Raw genomic sequence first — 20037 nt, forward strand, 5'->3', positions numbered from 1 at the left:
GAAACTGTAAGCTGTTACAATAAACTTTGCCTCATTCTTTTAATTTAATGCCTAAATCTTACTATTATTAAAAAACTGTAAAATCTTATCGACATTCTACTTTTTGTATTGACATTTGAGGCTATTTATGGTATGATACAAGTGTAGAAGAAGTAACAGTTTCACTACTTGACTCCATTTAATAAGGAGAGATATTCTTGGCAAATGTTCTTGAAGTAAAGGGACTGTCAAAGCAGTACACCAAAGTCCTGGCTGTTGACAAGATATCCTTTGAAATAGGCGAAGGTGAGATATTCGCTCTCATCGGACCCAACGGCGCAGGCAAGACTACTACTATAAGAATGATTTCAACACTGCTGAAGCCTACCGACGGCGATGCTGTCGTAGCAGGGCACAGCATTATAAAAGCTCCTGAAAAGGTCAGGGAATGTATCACTTACCTCCCCGACGAAGCAGGTGCATATAAACAGATGACAGGTATAAAGTACCTGAGATTTATGGCAGGTCTTTTCACCAGCGACATCGACGGGATAAATTCCTGTGTTGAACGTGCGAAGAATATCTGCGGACTCGGCGACAGGCTCAACGATAAGATCGGAAGCTACAGCCGAGGAATGATACGCAAGCTTCTCCTTGCAAGGGCTGTAATGACAAAGCCAAGGCTTGCAATACTTGACGAGCCTACAAGCGGTCTTGACGTACTCAACGCTATCGAGATACGCAAGATGATAAAGAAGCTCGCCGAGGAAGAAGGAATGTCCTTCCTTCTCTCATCACACAATATGCTCGAGATCGAATTCGTTTCCGACCGTGTGGGTATAGTCTCAAAGGGACATCTCATGGTAACAGGTCGTACAGACGAACTCAAGGAACGCTATAACGCTCCTAACCTCGAGGAAGTATTTGAAAGGGTGGTGAATGAGAATGAAGTTCATTAACCTCCTGAAAAAAGAGCTTTCCGAGCTCATAAACGCTCAGATGATATTCTCTTTGATATTCTCGCTGGCAATATTCATGATAATGGGTAACGTCATGCAGTCGGTAACACAAGAGATGGCTGAGGACGCGGTCAATCCAAAGATCAATATCTGTGACCTTGATGATACGGACTACACAAATGGCATGATAGAGTCTTTCAAGGAGAAAGGTTCAAATGTCACTATCTTATCAGTCACAAATGATGATTATGCAGCTGCATTGAAAGGCAGCGATATAAAAAGCTATGTGGTTATCCCGAAAGGCTTTACCGATGAACTTAAAAGCGGCAAAAAGCCCTCGGTAATATCTGTAAATAAAATAAAGTCTGCTTCAACATTAAGCAGCTTTACAGGCGGCACAGATGGTACGACTTCTCTTATAAATTCGTATATCTCCTATGAGCTTGCAGATCAGCAGGGCGTTTCGGAAGAAAACCTCAGTATCATCGAAGCACCGCTCAGTGTTGAAGACCATACAGTTGTAGCCGACAGATCGGCAAAGATATCAAGCAGTACCATACTCGGTAAGATATCCACACAGAATATGATACTTCCTATCATCGTTCTCGTGCTCCTGATGCTTACTTCGCAGTCGCTCATAGCTTCGATATCAAATGAAAAGATAGACAAGACCCTCGAAACTCTCCTTTCCACCCCTGTGACACGAGGATCTGTTATAACAGCCAAAATGCTTGCAGCAGCAATAGTTGCTCTCATAAACGCAGGCGTAATGATGTTTGGCTTCTCAACATATACCAAAGGAATGACAAGTGCTGTAACAAGCGATCTGGGAATAACAGAGGCAGTTACCAAGACCTTATCCGCAGATGAAGCTTTCAGACAGCTGGGACTCAACCTTTCCGCTATGGATTATGCAATGGTAGGAGTTCAGCTCTTCCTTACAATCATGATATGCCTTGCGATATCAATTATCCTCGGCGCACTTGTCAACGACTCAAAGTCGGCACAGACAATGCTCCTGCCGATAATGATGATGGTAATGATACCGTGGCTCATATCCGTATTCACAGATGTGAACGCACTTCCATTAGCTGCAAAGCTTATCGTGTATGCGATACCTTTTACTCACACATTTACCTCGATACCAAACCTTATGTTCGGAAACATAACAGAGTTCTGGCTTGGTTTAGGCTATCAGTTCGTAATATTCCTTATCGTGATGTTCTTTGCATTAAAGCTTTTCAAATCAGACAAGATACTCACGATATCTCTGAACTTCGGTCAGAAGTCCAGATTTAAAAAATCAAGAAAAACCACCGAGGATTGAGCCTCTTCCCTTTCCCCATGAAAAGACGCAGCTGTTTCGTTAGCACCGAAACCGCTGCGTTTTTTTACGTATTTTTTCCGTATAAAGTAAAAAGCTATGCACGAAGCATAGCCAAGAAAAATGAAATGAATAAATATAGAAGGGGAATTGGGGGATTACTTAATCCACTAATAATATACCAATCCAACCTTAAAATAATCTTAAAGTTATCTTAAATTTACCTAAATTTTTATTTAAGAGAATAAGCTGTTTCAAGAGCAATCTCCATCATGTCACGGAAAGTGGTCTGTCTCTCCTCCGCAGTAGTGGATAATCCCTTCAGAGGACAGTCGGACACCGTAAGTATGCACAGTGCGTTCTTCCCTGCTCTTGCAGCATTCATATAAAGTGCAGCTGCCTCCATTTCTATGGCAAGCACATTCATTTTCTGCCAGTCGGCAAGGCTGTCTGCGTCATCGTAGAAAGTATCGCTTGAAAGTATATTTCCCACATGGAAGCTGCTTCCCTTAGCCTCAGCAGCCTTTACAGCCGCTGAAAGCAAACTCCATGAAGCTGTTGGTGCATAAGTTCCCGGGAGTCTGTACTGTGAAGCATAAGCGGAATTGGTGCTGGCACTCATTCCTATGACTACATCACGAAGCTGTACGCTGTCTGCAACAGCTCCTGCTGTACCTACTCTGATAATATTCTCAACGCCGTACTCGTTGAAAAGTTCCCATGAATAGATACCTATAGACGGCATACCCATGCCGCTTCCCTGTACGGATACGGGAACGCCCTTGTAAGTACCCGTATATCCAAGCATACCTCTTACCTCGTTATAGCAGACGGGGTTCTCAAGGTAATTCTCGGCGATGAATTTTGCTCTCAGGGGATCTCCGGGCATGAGAACAGTTTTAGCGATATCGCCTTTCTTTGCATTATTGTGTGGTGTCGGCATATTTAGCCCTCCTTCATTTTAATACAGTCTTATATAAACAAGGAACGCCTGAGACAGCGTTCCTTGATTTTTCAGCTTCTCTTGAGAAGCTTGTTTACTGTGATAAGCAGCGACTTGTAATTCATAGCTGCCACTGCTGCGGCAAAGACAAGCGCACCGAATATATAGTACTTGACCTCTGTCATCATTACAGCACACATGAGAAGAAGCAGTGCCGTATTTGCAAGGTTCTTGACTCCGTTAAAGCGGAACGGTACATAATATCTTGCATCTATTATACGTGCCCAGAAGCAGATAAGATAGCTGAGCAGAGTTGCTATAGCCGCACCGTTTATGCCCCATATGGGTATGAGGAAGTAATTCATGGGGATATTTACGATGCAGGCAGCAAGAGCCGTATAGCATGAGTTTTTCGGGTGCTTCGTGGCGGAGTAGATACTGCCTAGGAACTGGTTAAGGCTCATAAACAGTACAGCTACGATCAGAATAGGCGTATAAAGATATACCGTTGAATACTCCGAATACGTGCTCGAAACCATAAATATGGACGTTACAGGCTTTATAAGGAGAAGAAGTCCTGCGGACGCTATGAAAAGCATTGCCTCATATGCAGAATATACCTTTTCGTAGAACTTGTTTCTGTCTGCGGAGGAATTCTCGTTTATGGCAGACATACTCCATGCCTGATAGAAAATAGTCGATACCATTGAGATAAGATTGGGTATTACGTTTGCGCAGTCGTAGATACCAACAGCGGATTTTCCCAGTTCATGGTATTCACTGTGCATCTTATTGATGAAAAGTCTGTCGGAAAGGCTCGTTATGGTCCACATTACAATAGTCGGGATAAACGGACCTGCAAACCTTAGCATCTCTCCTGCAAGCTCCTTATTGAAGTAGCGTATGCCTGTGTATTTCTTCAGTTTTGCGGCAGAAAAGAGGAATACTACCGAGCAAAGGTCTGAGAGTATAGTTGCAAGCATAAAGCCCTTTACGCCCCAGTGCAGTATAGAAATAAATATGACATTAAAAATCAGCAGCGTGAGCACCGCAAAGATACCGTCTATGGAAAAAAGCTTGACCTTATCAAGTGCGCGGACGAACTGCTGACACAGCATACGGAAAGACGACGTTATAACGTATACTATAAGCAGCAGCGAATACCCCTTTACAAAGTCCAGCGCAGGAACTGCGGCAAGCAGCGGCATTGCTATCGCCATAAGCAACATTCCTGCTGTAGTCATTACAGCAGATGTATTGAACACCTGACGTTTGTCATATTCCTTGTCAAGTCCGAAACGGATAAGATACTCCTGCAAAGCAAAAGTGAAGATAGGCTGCAAAAACAGAGCCATTGTGACGAGGAGTCCCTTTATTCCGAGATTGTGAGAGCTTAAATTGGCTGTATAAAGACGATTGAGCAGTAAAACAAGTATTTTCGAGCCAAAGGTTCCAATGGCAAAGATACCCGTATTAAAGACCAGTTTTTTATATTTGTTCATTTTTAACACTCCGAAAATATTGTATGTTATTATTATATCATACATATTTTAATAAATCAACGTCCGTACAAAAAAGATTTTCCTGACTATTTGGCTGAAATCTCCATTTTTAAAGAGGCGGTGCGAGCACATCAAAGAAATTCCTTATAATACAGAAAACAAGAAACACTGCCAATACCGTCCACCATATCCACTTATTCCGCGGAAGGAGCTTTACCCTTTTGTTCCATATGCCTATGACGGTCTCTGCATACAGCAGCAACGCCGTCAAAGCAAGAAAGGGTATGGCAGGGTTGCATCTTACTGCGCGCCACAGCTGACCGTGCAGAAGCGCAGTAACGCTCCTTGTATTGCCGCAGCCCGTACACCATAGCCCCGTATACTTATGTATCTTACATTCGGGCAGCAAATGTGCTGAATGTATTAACTGATCTCTGAAAAAATATATCAATACAACAGCGCACGGAAATAAAAACGCTGTAATCACTCTAAAACGCCTGCTCATACTGCTCCTTACCATTTTTATTTTGTAAAAACAAGTATAGCATTTTTGTATTTTATTGTCAACACAAAGGAAAAGGCTCTGCCGCAGTAAACGGCAGAGCCAAAAATTAAGGAGGTTGTATTTATATACGAAAATATCTGAATATCATTTTTATGCGCCGATAAAAGTTTTATCAGCTCTGCTCACTTACGAGAAGTGATATACGGTTCTGAAGGAGATCGATTATCTCATCAGCCTTCTTTTCGCCATTGATATAAGCCATTATTTCTTCATAAAGGATCATGGAAACATCAGGATCCACAGAACCGTTTATCTTTGTTGTGCTAAGGATATAATCAACAATGAAATCCTTTTCCTTCTCATTAAGAGGATCTATCTTGATTTCCTTGCCATTTGAATAGATAGTAAGATCATGTTCGACCACCTTGCCGTTCTCGTCCTTGTAAGTAGGCTTCTTCATGCTCTTTTCAGCTGCTTTATCAAATGCAGACTTGAGTGATGAGAATCCGCCCATACCGTACGACTCATCATCTTCATCAGGTTCTTCAAAGAATGACTTGAGGAATTCCCAGCACTCATCCTTATTCTCGGATTTTACAGAAATACCTATGCTCTCATTGAAGGATAATACACCGCCTCTTCCGTCTGAGGAAGGAAATCCGACAAATGAGATATCACCTTCATAATTACCCTTGAGCTCTTGTGTATAACTTTCAAAATCATATAAATACATATTTCCAACGAGTGCCTTATTATTCTTGATATCTTCACTGCCGTAATAATTTGCTTCGTCTCCGTCTTCGTCTTCAAGATCCTTTTCCGACGGGAACTTATCTATGAATGAAAGGAGCTTTTTGAAATCAGGAGTATCAAAGTTGCAGGTACCCTTTTCGTAATCTATAGCATCTGAAAGCATAGCTGTTGTCATTTCGAGCATAGATTCCTTAGAATCAGATTCAGTAAGCTTCATGCCCTCGGGGAGCTTATCATACTCTTCTATCATTTCGTCGATAGTCCAGTTTTCCTTATCACAATTTGACTTCTTTGCAGCTAATGTCATTACAGAGAAAGAAGGTGAGAGATAATAGAGCTTTCCGTTTTTCTCGCAAGCCTGAAGAACATTAGGCATGATCTTGTCCTTGCTAAGATCGGGATCCTTATCCATATACTCATAAAGGTCTACAAAGAGTCCCTTATTGTAAAGGCTGTCGAAAAGTCCTGTATCATATGAAACAATAATGTCAGGTGCATTTCCTGAACCGATATCCTTTTTGAGCTGTGAAATGCCCATATTATTTATCTGACCGCTTTCCATATCATAGTCATCATACTTGCTGTAGTCTTGAACCTTAAATCTTACACCGTCATGTGACTTGTTGAAAGCAGTTACCTTAGAATTTACCTGCCAGTCGTCATAAAGTGTGGCAATTGTAATGACCTTGACATTTTCAAGCTCTGAAGCATCACGCTTTGTAAGTTTGTAAAAACCGTTTCCTGAATCTGACATATATTCGCTGTAATAAATGACATACTCATCGTTTCCTACAGGGATAAATGAGCTTACATATCCTGAACCCATATCAGAATCCACCCAGTTGATGAGCTCTGTTGCCTTGCCGTCTTTATCAATACCTGAGATACCCTGATCTGTCGACATAAAATACTTATACGTATCATTTCCGACGAACAATCCGCTTATGTCTGAATAGCCAAGATCATTAAAATCCATTCCCGAGTCTACTTTCTCAAAGCTATCTGCATTGAGGAACTGTACATTGCTTCCCTTGTTTGTACCGCCCATAACTGCGATCGTATCTTTGTCTACAGCCATAAATCTGCTGATCCAGTTAAAGTCGTCAAACTTGAGCTCCTGATCAAAGCTTCCGTCAGAATTCAGCGCAACATACGACTGATCCATATCACCGTATATTGTAAGTATTGCCTTTCCGCCGCTGCATGGGCAGAAATCGCCTATGCTAAGTCCGCCTTCCTCTCTGGCGTAATCGTCAAGTCCCTTGATATCATTTTCAGCGAGTACCTTTCCTTCAAGGTCAACAGTATATAACTTGTATGTCTGCTTCATATTTTTTCTGAGCGCATCAAAGTCATATTTTTCGGGATCAAAGTTCGGATCATCATAGTCAGGCTTTTTCATGTCGCCGTAATCAGTGAACGTAGCCATTACAATTACGTTTCCGTCAGGAGCAAGATCTGCAATAGTGCTAACGTCCTCATCGTCCTTTATTCCGAGATCGATCTTGACCTCATCAAAATTAGTCATTGCAGCATCTGCAATATAGAATGTTGGTGTAGTGCTTTCATAGTTTCTTGTGTTTACGAAAACACGTCCGTCATCAAGCTTTGCCATACTGCTGACATTATCACACTCAATTCCTGTATCGAGCAGTTCAGCGCGGTAAGAAGTTGCCATTAACTGCTGAGATGTCTTTTTCTCATCTTTACTGTCTTCTTTCTTACCACATGAAACTGCTGAACCTGCTATTACTGCAAGTGCTGCGGATAATGCTGCGATACGTTTAGAAAAATTCTTTTCCATAATATTCCCTCATTTCAGTTTTTTTATAAATACTTTCTTTTGTTTGCCTCTGCTTTACGCTTCAGCTTTCTTTTTCTGTGGTCTGAGCCGCTTTTTTGGAGAACTTCTTTTTAAATTCGCTCCACTTTACTGACATATTGTCAGCCAAAGCTTTTTTCAGACCTGCTTTTTTTCTATTATATAACATGACCGCCTTTATAAGAAGTACTGCCAATGTTATAATCGGTATTATAAGAAGGAGCCTTCGTGCTCCGTAAATGAATGACAGTTTGAGGTCGATTATTCTCGAAGCATTTTCCCAGTAAGGGTAAATAATGTCTTCCCTGACCACAACATTGTCCTCTAATTTTTTCAGTGCCTTGATCCTTTTACTCGGTTCAAAGCGAGTGACATTGTTTACTATTTTTATCTTGCCCTTATAAACTTCGGCACATTTATCCTTTACGACATTGTATGTAAAATTCTCAACAGGCTCGGGAGATATACACTCGTAGCAGGTGACCCTGTTAAGCTCCGTGCTGCTGCTCTGTCCAAAAGCATCATTTCCGCCGCCGAATATCATTTTAGCCGCATCATATGAGATATAAGCTTTCGGAGTTTTGCCTGCACAGTTTTTCTCCGCTTTTGTTTCGGGAAAGTCGATAACTCCCGAAACGAACAGTTTAACATTATTTATGTAAAGGTTCTTGCCTGCGATATCATCAGAACCGTATAACGAAAATGCCACCTGACGATCTACAACGACTCCTGTTTTCATAAGGTCATCGTCTTCAAAGAATGCTCCTGTAAGAAGATCGAAATCTCTGAAAAAGAAGAACTTTCCGCCAACAGCCGTTATATCCGCTTCTGTAGTTCCGAGGTCATCACCGCTTATTACAGCTTTTCCTACCGGATTGCTGTAAGCGTACGGGACAAGCGTCTTTCCTTCCTCAGGTTCTATCGAAGCCTCTTTAAGCTTGGCATAAAACTCGGCTTTCATGCTTTCGACGCTTTTCAGATCAAAGCCTGACTCCTTGCCAAAGAAACAGCTTACCTGTCCGAAATCTTTCTTGCTCTCGTTTTTCCAGCGTTCAGCCGCATAATTATATTTCTGAGCTCTTGCTGCGGAGCTTCCGACTGCTGTGAGTATTATCGCACCCACTACAGCAGCGGCATTTACCGCAGCTATTATCTTATGTCTCAGTTTGAACTTTGATCTCATAAGGTCCACCACCTTATTTATCCTTCATGCGTATCTGATCGCCTGCACTGATAGGCTTGCTGGCTGCGGTTATAACATAATCATCTCTGCTTACACCGCCTGAAACAGCACATGAAGTAGCGTCCTTAGCCTCTACATTTACATTGACTTTCTCAACGTAGTAGCGATTTCCGAGAGGTGTATTCTTTGTACGAACTTTATATAAATACGCGTCTGCACCGTTATCGGATTTTACTGCACTTCTCGGAACTATCGCATCATATGTTCCTGTGCCCAGCGGTATTGAAAGCGTCAGCTCTTCGCCTGCTTCAACATCACCTGTTACAGCAAATACGAGCTCCTTGTTCTTTGAATTTGTTGTATCGTTCTTTATATCGGTAAGAACAGCTTCTATATCGTCACCGTAGTTATTGAGTATATCAGCTTTAATACCCTTTTTGACCTTCTTCAGATACTGATTTTCAACGGATATCTTTACTGTAAAGCCGTCCTCAACAAGGTCGATAACTGCAAGTGGGTCGCCTTCTGTAGTTGTTGCATCAGGCTGAACGTTTATGGAATTAACAACGCCCGAATACTTGGACTTGACCTCAGTAGCCTTGCTTTCCTTCTTCATCTTGTCAACTTTTTCCTGAAGCTTTTCAATATTCTTTTTCTTTGCCGCAAAATCAAGATCGTTCTTCTTGTCTGTTATTGAGTTTTTCTTCTTTTCAGCATCAAGATCAATGATAAGCTTTTCAAGTGCATTCTGCTTTGTAACTACATCTTCTGCAAGCGTCTCATATGATGATGTGCTCTTATCGCCGTATTCTGCCTCATAATCAGCTATCCTGCTGTTAAGATCAGCTATAGGACCTTCCAGATCATTAAGACGTGATTCAAGGTCGCTGCGCACTGAGTTCTTCTTGTCATTGTAAGCGCGTTCCGCTTCTTCTCTTGCAGCCTGCTTTGCATCACGCTCAGCCTTTGCGATCTCAAAGTTTGCACTGTCACTTCCGAGAAGTGTCTGATATGTTTCTGCTGCGTCCTTGTATTCGGAATCAGCAAATGTAAAATCACTGTAAAGTGCAGGAAGCTCGCCGACATACTCATATGGTGCTTCTTCATAGTTATTCATGCGTATAGCCTTGACAGCTGAATCAAGCTTTTCCTGCTCGGCTTTGAGCTTAGCGAGCTCAGTCTTGTTTGAGTTGTATTCTGATTTTGCATAGGAAGCATTTGCTTCGTTTACTCTTGCCGCATCACGCTTTGCAACAGCTGCATTAAGTGCCTCACGGGCAGCCTTGATATCTTGATTTTTTTCCGAATAATCCACAGGATCTACAAGAAGAGCTGTTTCATATTCAAGCTTTGCCTTGTCGAGATCAGCTTCTGCGGTTTCAAGCTTATCATTAGAAACAGTATTTATAGTAAAGAGCACATCTCCTTTCTGCACTTCCTGTCCCTTTTTGATATGTATCTTCTCAACGACTCTGTTTCCCTCAACGGTTACGTTGTAAGACTGATTAGCCTCTACCGTGCCGTTTTTTTCTATACGCTCGGTAAGCTTTCCCGAGGTAACATTCTCTGTTGATATCTCAGCCAGAGACTTGTTCATTATCGTATTTGAGAAGAAAGTAAGAACAAGCATTACCGCAAGAAAAATGATAATGACTGTCTTTATGATATCTCTTCTTTTTTCGGGCGACATTTTTTCTTTTTCATCGCCCAAAAGCTTTATATCCTTAACTTCTTTTGTCTCATTCATATTATTACTCCTTCTGAGAGAATAGCTTTGACAACTGTTCTTAAATATATTATCGTGTACTTTTCAACTTTTTCTCAACTCAGCCCTTTATTCCTCCCGAATAGGTTATACCCTCAACCAGGTAATCCTCTCCGTAAAGGAACATCAGTATGGTAGGTATCATGTACACTGTTCCTACAGCAAAGGCAAGTCCTATATCTCCTGTATTTATCTGTGACAGGAATACCGAAAGCGGATGATAGGTGCTTTCCTTCATAAGTACAAGAGGCTGTTCCACCATGTTCCAGTAATCAATGAATACAAGCATTGCTATGGAAGCTATCGCGCCCTTGCAAAGCGGTACATATATCTTTGTGAGTATCTTGAACTCGCCTGCACCGTCAAGCTTAGCAGCCTCAACATACGAAATAGGTATACGTCTCATTACCTTTGTCAGCAGGAATATGCTGAACGGCGAGAATATAGCAGGAAGTATGATAGCCTTTCTCGTTTCCAGCATACCGAACTTATCCGCTACAAGGAAATTAGGTACAAGAGTTACCTGATACGGCATTATCATAAGGATTATGTATGCAAAAAAGATAATGCCCTTGAACTTGTTCGGATATCTTGAAAATCCGTATGAAGTAAGTATCGCAACAAGCATCTGAAAAACTGTTATCGGTACTGTAAGGATAACGGAATTCCAGAACTTGATAAGATAATCCGAATTCTGTATCAATACTGCTTTATACTGATCAAAAGTAACTTTATCAGGTATGAGCTTCAGATTAACATTACTTGATATGAATGTTTTTTGCTTCTCTGTCATATTTGAGAACATCGCGCCGTAATTCGCCGTTATCTCATTTGAAGTCATAAATGAATTTGCGATAGTCACCACTGTCGGGAAAAGGAACAATACTGCAACAAGCAGTATAAAGATGAGAACTATTATATCGAACATCTTTCCCCGCCTTTTTTTATCGGGTATCGGTAATCTGAGCCCCATCAGTTCTCCACATCCTTTCCGAAGATATTCTCCGCGATGAGGAGTATAGCCATGACGACTATCATAACAAGTGCAAAGAGCACTGCCGCTGCTGAAAGCTTCTGATAATCCAGACTGTTGAAGGTATTATTCATAAAGTGCTGGAGCATATAAAGCTTATCCTGCGGATAATTGCCTGTAAGCAGATATACCTCTCTGAATATCTTGAATGAATTTATCATTGAAAGGATAAGTACGAAAAGTATCGTCGGTGAAAGGTATCTCAGCTTGATATGTACGAATTTGTAGAGACTGCTTGCACCTTCAAGGTCAGCGACCTCTATTATATCACGAGGTATAGCGCAAAGTGCCGACATGAACAGTATCATATTATATCCGAGGTTTTTCCAGAGGAACATACATATGATGATGACCTGTCCGTAAGGAGACTTTATCCAGTCTATACCGTGTCCGCCAAATTTCTCTATTATCTGATTGATAGTACCGTGATTATGGAAAAGAACCTGCCATACAAGAACTACCGATGCCGTCGGTACCATGAGCGGACTCAGGAAAAATGTTCTGAATATACTTTTACCGGGTATCTTCCTCTCAAGAAGCATCGCAAGCCCAAGAGAAAGTATCACCGAAAGCGGAACTGCAACAAGTGAAAAGAACGCTGTATTCTTTACCGCCTTTGTGAAAGCAACATTGTGGAAAAGCTTGGTGTAATTTTCAAGCCCTACAAACTCTTTCAGTACAGGGTTGTTGATCAGAGAATAGTATATTACTATGCAGAACGGAACAATGAAGAATACCAATACTCCGATAAGGCTCGGCATAATACAGACGTTGCTGAAAATGCGCTCACCCCTTCTTCCGCACTGATTTTTTGTTTTATTTTTCATTTGAATACAACCTCACAAAAAATCTTTTGTTCTGAAATTATCTTTTCATTCATCTTTTTCAGACTCCGTATAATTAGTGTATCCAAAGACCGAAAAAGACGATGAAAAGATATATTTTTTTGTTTTAACAGAATTAAAACTATATCGTATTATTTACCCCTCCGTTTCTAAAATAACTCCCCGAGCATGATCCCTATATCATACTCCGCATTTTCAGTCCTGCTGTCTGAAAAAATACTCTTGCATATAATAAACAAATGAAATAGCAAATTTTGTGCATTGATACAAAAATTTTTTCATTCCTGACAAAAACAAAACTGAAACAATATCTCTCAATTATCTATAATATAACATTGACAAAGGATTGTCAAGTTTATAGTAAGACTTTTTTCTCTTTCAGAGACAAAATCTTAATCTTTTTCAAGACATTGCTGTTTCTGCTCAAAAATTTTGTAACATTATTATAACACAAATTTTCTGTTTTCTTTAGTATGTTACCATTGTACAACATCTGCATGACATTAACGTGACTTTTACATTACAAAATCGTCACTTTTCTGTTTTTTCCGATCTGTACTCAAACTCCCTATTATATAAGACGCATATTATGCCCATTTTGTGACAAATTTTTTATTCTTTTTAAAGCGCAGGACATTTAATCAGCATTTTGTCACCTGAACATCTTAACGAAGAAAAAAAATTAGTCAATATGACTTTTTTTTGATTATGCTATTGACATTACGCTTAGAATGTGGTAGAATATTTTCTGTTGAAACGCCGTGCGGGTGTAGTTCAATGGTAGAATGTCAGCCTTCCAAGCTGAACACGTGGGTTCGATTCCCATCACCCGCTCCATTTATTTAGCAGCTATGGCTGCTAATCTTTTCTATGCGCCTTTAACTCAGCTGGATAGAGTAACTGCCTTCTAAGCAGTAAGCCGCTGGTTCGAATCCAGCAAGGCGCGCCAAACCGAAACTCTCCGTTACTTGACTCCATCTAATGGAGAGCTTCGTTTTTATTTATTGAATATGGTGGGTGTAGCTTAGCTGGTTAAAGCGTCGGATTGTGGTCCCGAAGACCGTGGGTTCGAATCCCATCTCCCACCCTCAGCGGGGAGCCCCCGCAGGCAAGTCGCGTTTCAGTTTTACTGGAACGCGACTTTTCGCCGCGTATAATACTTTTTATGTAAGTTTAGTTTATGACACATAACGGCACTTTCGAGAGATCGGAAGTGCTTTTTCGTTGTTTTACTAATATTTTCCTAATAAAAAAGCCCCTAAAAAGGGGCTTTTGGTTATTTCCTTCTCTTCTTGAATGATACGAATGCAAGTGCTGATGCGACTAAGCCTGCTGAAACAAGTCCTGCGCTGCCTTTATCTCCTGTCTGAGGGGAGTTGCTTTTTGCAGTAGCAGCTTTTGTTGTGGTCGTAACTTTTGCTGTAGTTTTAGCGGCTTGCTGAGTAGTTTCCGCATCAAGCGCAACGAATTTGATATTATTATCCTTAGCGTGTTTTTCGGCTTCTGAACCCTTATATCCATAGATAGTCAGGTTAGTACAGCCCGAAAATGCACTTTCATGGATATATGATACGTTTTGGGGAATGACTATTTTAGTTAGATCAGTGCAGTCCTTAAATGCATTATCCAAAATATCAGTAACATTATCAGGAATGGTTATTGAGGTAAGACCTGTACAGCCTTCAAAAGTTTCCAGACCAACTGCGAGCAGACTGCTTGGAAGGGTCACTGAAGTCAAGCTTGTACAGCCTTTTAAAGTTCCGTAAGCAAAATATTTGATACCTTCAGGAAGTTTTACAGAAGTCAGCCCTGTACAGTCCTCAAAAATATAATGTCCCATTTCCAAAACAGAGTCAGGGATAGTCACAGAGGTGAGACCGCTGCAACCCGAAAAAGCATCATTTTCAATTAATTCAACACTGTCGGGGATAGCTACAGAGGTCATACCTGTACAGCCTGCAAACGCCTTGCCGCTGATACATTTAACACCCTCAGGGATAACAACATCTGTGTTTTCAGGCATTGTTCCCTTATATTTAAATAAGGTCTTTCCGAGGATGATCATTCCGTCAGGCTGATCGTCGTACCACTTTGTATTTTCAAATGCATTAAGCATAACATACTCCAGTCCGTCAGGAATATTTATCGACTCTAATGCAGTACAGTTTTTAAATGCTTCATAATCAATGTACTTAATACTTTCAGGCAGAGTAACTGATTTTAAGTTGCTGCAATCCATGAAAAGGCTGTGTGATATCTCTTCAACTCCCTCGGGAATGGTTATGGACGTTAGACCTGTACATTTCTCAAAAGCTGACATTGAAATTGATTTGATACCGTCGGGGATAGTGACCGAAGTTACATCAGCACGATTATAGAATGCATTTCCGGATATTCCTATAACTTTTTTGCCGTTGATCTCAGAAGGGATAACAACTTCTGTGGCAGTACCTGTATACCTGCCGATATAGGTATCATCATGTTCTGTTACTTTATACTCAAATGATGTATTTTCGTCAACTTCATATGTTCCCTGTTCAACGATCTTGATCGCTGTAATTGCTGAGCACCTGTCATTAACAGTATTATTTAACATACAACATGAACCAACGATCGCAAGTGACATAATAAATGGTATTGCTTTCTTCATTTTCATAACTTTGCTCCTTATCGTTTTATTTGGTTTCATTCCTTGATACTTCGCTGAATTCTGCATCAGGATCAAAAGAGGGATATTTGAGCCTGTGAAGTTATCCATATATTTATTAGACGATATAAATAGAGAAAACTACGCGCTATCCATATTATATACCGCGCTATCGTCCGAAGTCAAGCAGGAATATGTTAACAATCCCCCGATATCACGGGGAATTGCCGTATCATTCCATTAATATAAACACTGAGACAAATCGGTATTCAGCGCACGTCATAATAGAAACTATCCGCAGCCTGACGGTCTTTTCCGCTAAAAATACGTTTCGTCAGCTTGCGGTTCTTTATAAGATACCAGTCACCGAATTCATCAAATTTTCGCGAGGAAGTCGTTATATACGATCGCTTCAGTGTTCCGTATTTCTTGCCTTTCTGCCTGCCAAGTTTCTTTAAGCGAACAGCAAAATCCATATCCTCAAGACTTACCAGACTCTCGTCAAATCCGTTTACAGCTTCAAAGTCATGCTTGTAGAACCAGAACATAGCACCGCTTAAAAATCCGCCGTTTTTTATCATAACTGGCAGAAGCTTTAAAAGGACATACATGGTCGAAACCGCTATTCCCAGAGACATTCTCTCAAATCTGGGATTAGTGCCGCCGCCGATGTATTTTCCGCTTTCAAGTCTTTCTCTTATTTCAACAAGGGAATATTTTGTCATAAGGCTGTCTGCGTCGATCGTTACCACTATCTTCCCTTTTGCAGCCTTAACCCCTGTATTTCTGATAGCCGCGATACATTTGTCATCATTTATAATCACTTTCGCACCGTAGTGTTTTGCGATCGCACAGGTCCTGTCGGTACATCTGTTTGCCACCACAATTATTTCAACTCTTTCGGGTTTAACGTATTTAGACGCACTGATAACAGCACGAATACATCTGCCAATATACTTTTCTTCATTATGTGCAGGAATAACAACAGAAAATTTTATCATATCCAAAGCGCCCCCTAATCTCCGATTTGTCATATTAACATTTTTGACATTAACATTATACAATGCACGGCTGCCAAAAGTCAAGTAAAAATATATGAACAAGTCCGCACAGCAGAGACTTTTTGTATTGTTTTTTCATAGCGAACATGATATAATGTATCTGGGAGCACATTCAGAGCGCAATTCCGAATTCGGCTATTTACAGCCAATGCAACGGCAGTTAACACGATCGTTAACGTACGTTGACGGATTTCCAAGGGCAGTTGGTAGACTTCTCCGAGCAGAAATGGTACTATGTATCCATCAGGAAAACACTATCGCCGAGAGATAGAACAGGAGGACTCTATTATGAAAAATTTCATCAAAAAAATCAGTCCGTTCAACAACAGAACGGATATGCCGACTGCAATGCTCGTAACGAAAATACTGCTGGCGTTCATTTTATGTTACTGGACAGGCTTGCTCCTTGCTGAAGGAATTGTTATAGGAGTGATGTTCGTCTGCGGAAAAAACTTTATGCAGGGCGAAATGTTCAGCGACAATGTCATGGACCTGCTCAAATACTATGGTATGATAGTTATTATAGGAGTAAGCGTCCTCTGCTGGAAGCTTATAGGGAAACGTAAACTCTCAGAAATGGGAGTGACAAAACATATCGGCGGCTGGTTTATGGGTGCTCTGATCGGCGTTGGACTGCTTACCGTATGCACTGCTGCTATCGCCCTCACTGGCAGTATCAGATTTGAGGGTGTGTTCAGTAACCCCGATGCCTTAATGATATTGCTCATGTTTGGCGGATTTGTCATTCAGGGAGCTGCCGAGGAGTTTCTTTGCCGAGGACTCGTTCTCTGCTCGCTCAAGGACAGAGTACCGCTTCCCGTTGCCGTTGCAGTCAGCACACTGACATTCATTTATCCGCATTGGAGTACGCTTCGTGAATTTGAGCCGCAGTACGTTCTCTCGGGACTGCTCTGCTTAGTCGTTATCTCATTCGTATTTTCATTCCTTACGCTCCGCACGGGGAACATATGGGCAGCCTGCGGACTCCATTCTGTGTGGAATTTCTGTCTGAGCTGTGTTCTCGGGCTCGACCTCAGCGGCAGCGAGGGAGCTTCAACTGCGCTCATCAATATGAAAAGTGTCGGCAAAAATCTCCTCAACGGCGGAGCATACGGCATAGAAGCAAGCATTATAGCCGCTATAGTAATATCTGCGGCAGCTGTACTGCTGTGGCTCATGTACAAAAAGAATAATACAGAAAGGCAGGCGTAAATATGGAGTTCAATAATAAACTGTATGAACTGCGCAAGCAGAAAGGCTTATCACAGGAGGAGCTTGCGAACCGTCTTAACGTATCAAGACAGACTATTTCCAAGTGGGAGGTCGGCGACTCCACGCCCGATATGGAAAAGCTTATCGCTATGAGCGACCTGTTCGGCATATCACTTGACGAACTGATACTGGACAAAACTCCCGAGCCTGCGCCAACTGTTCAAGCTCCTGCTCAGTCTGAACTTTACAAGGATATCAAAGAAAAAGTATTGACCGACGAAAACAGGAAGAAAATGAAGAAAGGCGCAAAGATAGCACTTATCATATTCGGAATTATCCTTGCAATAGACGCAATATCCTTTGCTGTCTACGTAGCCTTGAACGGCTTTCCAAAATAAAAAAGATTTAGCCCCGAGGCAGTTCAAATGCCTCGGGGCTTGTTAATTTTACTCATTTTCGATAAACTTCTTTGTGAACAGCTTGGACGGACGATGACCTGCTCCGCCCTCAATATCTCCTGTCTCTTCGACATAGGGAGCTATCTTTCGCCTGAAATTCGCCATTAACAGCTTTTTGTCAAGTATGGCTTCATATATCTGCTGCAAATCAGTGAGCGTGAATTTCTCGGGCAGCAGTCTGAAAGCTGCATAGGGCCTCTCAAGGCTGCTTCTCAGTTTTAACAGCGCATTGACGATTATCTCTGCGTGATCGAAAGCAAGGCTGTTCTTAGGTATTTCAGCTTCTGCGGACTGGTTATACAGCTCATTGGTATTATTTATCCTTACCTCGGAAACGTATTCCCTGCCGTCATCTCCTGTAAGAACGAGCGTATGCCTGCCCTCAGACTCCTTCAGCAAGACCTCATACCACTCCGCATTTTTTTCTATAGCCGTCTTTGTATAGTCTATAACAGTCCAATAGCAGCATGAGATTATCCAGCCTCTGGGATCTCTGCCATATCTTGAAAGATTGCACAGCAGCGACAGCGGCGGACAGTCCACACCTGTTTTCTCTTTGAGCTTTCGGAACGCAGTCTCCTCAATAGTCTCCTGGCGGCAGCAAAATCCGCCGGGAAGTGAAAGCATTTTTTCAAATGGCTCTTCCGTACGCTTTATAAGAAGTACCGAAAGCACAGGCTTTGCAAGATGTCTGTAGCTCTCGCTGCTGCTCTTGCGGACGGTAAATACCACAATATCCGCAGCCACAGACGGTCTGTCATATTTTGTTATATCGTAATCCATAGTAACCTCCGATGATAATATCTGATTAATAATAACACAAATCATGCTCCTCTGTCAATATGCAGCTTTGCTTTGTACACTCTGTACATAGATAATATCATTTTGATAATAACTATTTATCATAAACAGAGAAACTGTTTCAAAATCATTGACAAATCAAACTGTTAATGCTATTATGATAATAACAAAAGGATATTAATTCAAACGCCTTTTATTTTTAAGCTTTGATAATATCATTTTGATTATAACGTAAGGAGGGAGTAGATATGGACATATCCGAGATCCTGAAATGCAAGTGCTGCCACGACATATTCCCCGAGGATATAAACCTTGCTCAGCCGCTCTACATGGCACTCATGCTGAAATATCACCCTGACAAGTGCAGCGATCCGAGAGCGTCCGAAGCTGCGGCAGTCATAAACGAGCTGTACGGCAAGCTGAAAAGGTCATACACCTGTAAGGAAAAGCTGTTCTGCTGCGGAAGTCAGGCTATTGAGATAAATTATCTCATGGACATAAAACAGGAATACGGCGCGGAATACGTCGGCTATAAAAATGTTTACTTATTTATCAGTGATGAATTTGCCGACTGCTTCGTCAATTCGGAAGCGCGAACTGACCTTTTCTTCAAGGAGTATCTTCCGCAGCAGATACTGGCACAGGCTGAGGTATTTCTGCCGCTGGTTTCGCGGATATTCAACACCGATGACGGACTGCTCATCGAGACCTGTAAACGTGCAGGAGAGCTTCCCCTTTCAAAGATAGTGGATTTCTACAGCGGCTGCCTCGATCACCGACACGCCGCATGGATAATATCACGTCTGCTCGGAATGTGCTGTTATGCAGAGGCAAAAGGGATAGTCTGGAACTGTCTCACCGAAGAAAATCTCCTTATCGATCCTGCCGAGCATACAGTAAGAGTCGGCGGCGGCTGGTGGTTCGCTGCAAATGAGGGGCACAAGATGACAGGAGTGCAGTCGAGGGTATACGAGTCTTTTTCATCACTGACAAAGACTGACGGTATCGCACGGCATATCAACGATCTTGAAAGCGTAAAGGCTATAGCGAGAAGGCTGCTGTCCGACGAAGCTCCGTCTGCTATAAGGGATAACGCCGAAAGCATATGCAGCAGCTCTGCTTTCGAGGAAATGGAAAAATGGGAAGAGGCAATAATCAAGGGGTACGGTGAAAGAAAATTCACACACATGAACGTCAGACTGCCTGATATTGCAGGCTGAAAATAAAAAAACACAGGAGGTAAAA

Annotated in this window: 16 protein-coding genes and 3 tRNA genes; 8 read left to right on the forward strand and 11 right to left on the reverse strand. The window is 41.6% G+C overall.

Translation table 11 applies throughout. From position 1 onward, the window contains the following. Positions 1–197: 197 nt before the first annotated feature. The gene (locus BLW60_RS07160) at positions 198–938 is read left to right on the forward strand and encodes an ABC transporter ATP-binding protein (RefSeq protein WP_074715820.1); all 741 of its coding nucleotides are present in this window, start codon (positions 198–200) and stop codon (positions 936–938) included. Then, positions 925–2265 (forward strand): ABC transporter permease, encoded by a 1341-nt coding sequence (locus tag BLW60_RS07165; RefSeq protein WP_074715822.1) that lies wholly within the window; start codon positions 925–927, stop codon positions 2263–2265. Before BLW60_RS07160 ends, BLW60_RS07165 begins: the two co-directional genes overlap by 14 nt. Positions 2266–2494: 229 nt before the next feature. Here the strand turns inward: BLW60_RS07165 and deoD are convergent, their stop codons facing one another. The 8 genes from deoD to BLW60_RS07205 form a co-directional block, all read right to left on the reverse strand. Beyond that, positions 2495–3205, reverse strand: a complete 711-nt coding sequence (gene deoD / locus BLW60_RS07170; protein ID WP_074715824.1) for a purine-nucleoside phosphorylase — start codon at positions 3203–3205, stop codon at positions 2495–2497. A gap of 71 nt (positions 3206–3276) precedes the next feature. Beyond that, the gene (locus BLW60_RS07175) at positions 3277–4707 is read right to left on the reverse strand and encodes an MATE family efflux transporter (protein WP_074715826.1); all 1431 of its coding nucleotides are present in this window, start codon (positions 4705–4707) and stop codon (positions 3277–3279) included. Positions 4708–4816: 109 nt separating this feature from the next. Continuing rightward, positions 4817–5158, reverse strand: a complete 342-nt coding sequence (locus BLW60_RS07180) for a DUF2752 domain-containing protein (protein ID WP_207645920.1) — start codon at positions 5156–5158, stop codon at positions 4817–4819. Between the two features lie 226 nt (positions 5159–5384). Continuing rightward, a complete protein-coding gene (locus tag BLW60_RS07185; RefSeq protein WP_074715830.1) occupies positions 5385–7769 on the reverse strand; it encodes an ABC transporter substrate-binding protein in 2385 nt (794 codons plus the stop codon). Positions 7770–7830: 61 nt separating this feature from the next. Beyond that, the gene (locus BLW60_RS07190; RefSeq protein WP_074715832.1) at positions 7831–8970 is read right to left on the reverse strand and encodes an ABC transporter permease; all 1140 of its coding nucleotides are present in this window, start codon (positions 8968–8970) and stop codon (positions 7831–7833) included. 13 nt (positions 8971–8983) lie between these two features. Beyond that, positions 8984–10717: an HlyD family efflux transporter periplasmic adaptor subunit gene (locus BLW60_RS07195; RefSeq protein ID WP_074715835.1), complete on the reverse strand. Its 1734-nt coding sequence runs from the start codon at positions 10715–10717 to the stop codon at positions 8984–8986. A gap of 79 nt (positions 10718–10796) precedes the next feature. Continuing rightward, complete coding sequence (locus BLW60_RS07200; protein WP_074715837.1) at positions 10797–11708, reverse strand: carbohydrate ABC transporter permease; 912 nt, start codon at positions 11706–11708, stop codon at positions 10797–10799. Next, positions 11708–12595 (reverse strand): carbohydrate ABC transporter permease, encoded by an 888-nt coding sequence (locus BLW60_RS07205; RefSeq protein ID WP_081348163.1) that lies wholly within the window; start codon positions 12593–12595, stop codon positions 11708–11710. The genes BLW60_RS07200 and BLW60_RS07205 overlap by 1 nt, the downstream gene beginning before the upstream one ends. 781 nt (positions 12596–13376) lie before the next feature. Between BLW60_RS07205 and BLW60_RS07210 the strand changes: the two genes are divergently transcribed. From BLW60_RS07210 to BLW60_RS07220, 3 genes are all read left to right on the forward strand, one after another. Next, a tRNA-Gly gene (locus tag BLW60_RS07210) sits at positions 13377–13450 on the forward strand. A gap of 35 nt (positions 13451–13485) precedes the next feature. After that, a tRNA-Arg gene (locus BLW60_RS07215) sits at positions 13486–13562 on the forward strand. Positions 13563–13625: 63 nt separating this feature from the next. Next, positions 13626–13701, forward strand: a tRNA-His gene (locus BLW60_RS07220). Between the two features lie 188 nt (positions 13702–13889). Here BLW60_RS07220 and BLW60_RS07225 read toward each other — a convergent pair. After that, on the reverse strand, positions 13890–15269 hold the full coding sequence (locus BLW60_RS07225; protein WP_074715839.1) for a leucine-rich repeat protein: 1380 nt from the start codon (positions 15267–15269) through the stop codon (positions 13890–13892). A gap of 260 nt (positions 15270–15529) precedes the next feature. Next, positions 15530–16261: a glycosyltransferase family 2 protein gene (locus tag BLW60_RS07230; protein ID WP_207645921.1), complete on the reverse strand. Its 732-nt coding sequence runs from the start codon at positions 16259–16261 to the stop codon at positions 15530–15532. 348 nt (positions 16262–16609) lie between these two features. Between BLW60_RS07230 and BLW60_RS07235 the strand changes: the two genes are divergently transcribed. After that, on the forward strand, positions 16610–17533 hold the full coding sequence (locus BLW60_RS07235) for a CPBP family intramembrane glutamic endopeptidase (protein WP_074715841.1): 924 nt from the start codon (positions 16610–16612) through the stop codon (positions 17531–17533). Between the two features lie 2 nt (positions 17534–17535). Beyond that, positions 17536–17931 (forward strand): helix-turn-helix domain-containing protein, encoded by a 396-nt coding sequence (locus BLW60_RS07240; RefSeq protein WP_074715843.1) that lies wholly within the window; start codon positions 17536–17538, stop codon positions 17929–17931. A gap of 48 nt (positions 17932–17979) precedes the next feature. Here the strand turns inward: BLW60_RS07240 and BLW60_RS07245 are convergent, their stop codons facing one another. Continuing rightward, complete coding sequence (locus tag BLW60_RS07245) at positions 17980–18774, reverse strand: NrtR DNA-binding winged helix domain-containing protein (RefSeq protein WP_175460905.1); 795 nt, start codon at positions 18772–18774, stop codon at positions 17980–17982. Between the two features lie 266 nt (positions 18775–19040). Here BLW60_RS07245 and BLW60_RS07250 point away from each other — a divergent pair, with 266 nt between their 5' ends. After that, on the forward strand, positions 19041–20012 hold the full coding sequence (locus tag BLW60_RS07250) for a J domain-containing protein (protein WP_074715850.1): 972 nt from the start codon (positions 19041–19043) through the stop codon (positions 20010–20012). The last annotated feature ends 25 nt before the right edge of the window (positions 20013–20037 follow it).

The sequence above is a fragment of the Ruminococcus flavefaciens genome, assembly GCF_900108555.1.
Taxonomy (GTDB): Bacteria; Bacillota; Clostridia; order Oscillospirales; family Ruminococcaceae; genus Ruminococcus; species Ruminococcus flavefaciens_P.

Bases quoted from the DNA above. Each gene is read 5' to 3' on its own strand.
- BLW60_RS07165 (WP_074715822.1), top strand. From the start codon at position 925: ATGAAGTTCATTAACCTCCTGAAAAAAGAGCTTTCCGAGCTCATAAAC.
- deoD (WP_074715824.1), bottom strand. From the start codon at position 3,205: ATGCCGACACCACACAATAATGCAAAGAAAGGCGATATCGCTAAAACT.
- BLW60_RS07175 (WP_074715826.1), bottom strand. From the start codon at position 4,707: ATGAACAAATATAAAAAACTGGTCTTTAATACGGGTATCTTTGCCATT.
- BLW60_RS07185 (WP_074715830.1), bottom strand. From the start codon at position 7,769: ATGGAAAAGAATTTTTCTAAACGTATCGCAGCATTATCCGCAGCACTT.
- BLW60_RS07190 (WP_074715832.1), bottom strand. From the start codon at position 8,970: ATGAGATCAAAGTTCAAACTGAGACATAAGATAATAGCTGCGGTAAAT.
- BLW60_RS07195 (WP_074715835.1), bottom strand. From the start codon at position 10,717: ATGAATGAGACAAAAGAAGTTAAGGATATAAAGCTTTTGGGCGATGAA.
- BLW60_RS07200 (WP_074715837.1), bottom strand. From the start codon at position 11,708: ATGGGGCTCAGATTACCGATACCCGATAAAAAAAGGCGGGGAAAGATG.
- BLW60_RS07205 (WP_081348163.1), bottom strand. From the start codon at position 12,595: ATGAAAAATAAAACAAAAAATCAGTGCGGAAGAAGGGGTGAGCGCATT.
- BLW60_RS07225 (WP_074715839.1), bottom strand. From the start codon at position 15,269: ATGAAAATGAAGAAAGCAATACCATTTATTATGTCACTTGCGATCGTT.
- BLW60_RS07230 (WP_207645921.1), bottom strand. From the start codon at position 16,261: ATGATAAAATTTTCTGTTGTTATTCCTGCACATAATGAAGAAAAGTAT.
- BLW60_RS07235 (WP_074715841.1), top strand. From the start codon at position 16,610: ATGAAAAATTTCATCAAAAAAATCAGTCCGTTCAACAACAGAACGGAT.
- BLW60_RS07240 (WP_074715843.1), top strand. From the start codon at position 17,536: ATGGAGTTCAATAATAAACTGTATGAACTGCGCAAGCAGAAAGGCTTA.
- BLW60_RS07245 (WP_175460905.1), bottom strand. From the start codon at position 18,774: ATGGATTACGATATAACAAAATATGACAGACCGTCTGTGGCTGCGGAT.
- BLW60_RS07250 (WP_074715850.1), top strand. From the start codon at position 19,041: ATGGACATATCCGAGATCCTGAAATGCAAGTGCTGCCACGACATATTC.